Here is a 1,256-nt window from a genome sequence, read left to right as displayed (position 1 = left end):
TCGGTGAGCAGCCGGGTCCGGCCGACGAGGACCGCGTGGCCCTCGACCACGCCCTGGACGCCGAGGCCGGGCACGTTGGCGAAGTCCTCCGGCGCCGGCAGGGCGCCGACGCGTTCGGCGGCGCCCGCGGCGACCGCCTGGGCGATGGGGTGCTCGGAGGCGTGCTCCAGCGCGCCGGCCAGCCGCAGCACCTCCCTCTCGTCGGTGCCCTCGGCGGTGTGGACGGCGAGCAGGGTCATGCGTCCGGTGGTGACGGTGCCGGTCTTGTCCAGGACGACGGTGTCGACGCGGCGGGTGGACTCCAGGACCTCGGGGCCCTTGATGAGGATGCCGAGCTGGGCGCCGCGGCCGGTGCCGGCCATCAGCGCGGTCGGGGTGGCCAGGCCCAGCGCGCAGGGGCAGGCGATGATCAGCACGGCGACGGCGGCGGTGAACGCGGCGGCCGGTCCGGCGCCGTTGCCCAGCCAGAAGCCCAGGGTGGCCAGGGCCAGGGTGATGACGACGGGGACGAAGACGGCCGAGATCTTGTCGGCCAGCCGCTGGGCGGCGGCCTTGCCGTTCTGCGCGTCCTCGACCAGCCGGGCCATGCGGGCGAGCTGGGTGTCCGCGCCGACCCGGGTGGCCTCCACCACCAGGCGGCCGCCCGCGTTCACCGTCGCCCCCGTCACGGTGTCCCCGACGCCGACCTCGACGGGCACGGACTCGCCGGTGAGCATCGAGGCGTCCACGGCGGAGGTGCCCTCGACGACGGTGCCGTCGGTGGCGATCTTCTCACCGGGACGCACCAGGAACCGGTCCCCGGCCTTCAGGGCGTCCACCGGGATCTGCTCCTCCCGGCCGTCGCGCAGCACCGTGACGTCCTTCGCGCCGAGCTGGAGCAGGGCGCGCAGCGCGGCCCCGGCCTTGCGCTTGGAGCGGGCCTCGAAGTAGCGGCCGGCCAGGATGAACGCGGTCACCCCGGCCGCGGCCTCGAGGTAGATGTTGCCCGCACCGTCCGAGCGCGCGATGGTCAGCTCGAACGGATGCGTCATGCCCGCGGTGCCGGCGGTGCCGAGGAACAGCGCCCACAGCGACCACAGGAACGCCGCCGAGGTGCCGACCGAGATCAGCGTGTCCATGGTCGCCGCGCCGTGCCGGGCGTTGGTGAAGGCGGCCCGGTGGAACGGCCAGGCCGCGTAGGTGACGACCGGGGCGGCCAGGGTGAGCGACAGCCACTGCCAGTACGTGAACTGCCAGGCCGGGACCATCGCCATCGC

Annotated in this window: 1 protein-coding gene; it reads right to left on the bottom strand. The window is 74.8% G+C overall.

Annotated features, from left to right (window positions below; translation table 11 throughout):
• The coding region (locus A2U95_RS00075; protein WP_166020122.1) for a heavy metal translocating P-type ATPase at nt 1–1,256 on the bottom strand (1,256 nt) is incomplete at both ends.

The organism is Streptomyces chilikensis (genome assembly GCF_001642695.1).
GTDB lineage: Bacteria > Actinomycetota > Actinomycetes > Streptomycetales > Streptomycetaceae > Streptomyces > Streptomyces chilikensis.
The sequence above is the reverse complement of the archived record's forward strand: the minus strand, read 5'-3'. Positions and strand labels throughout refer to the sequence as shown.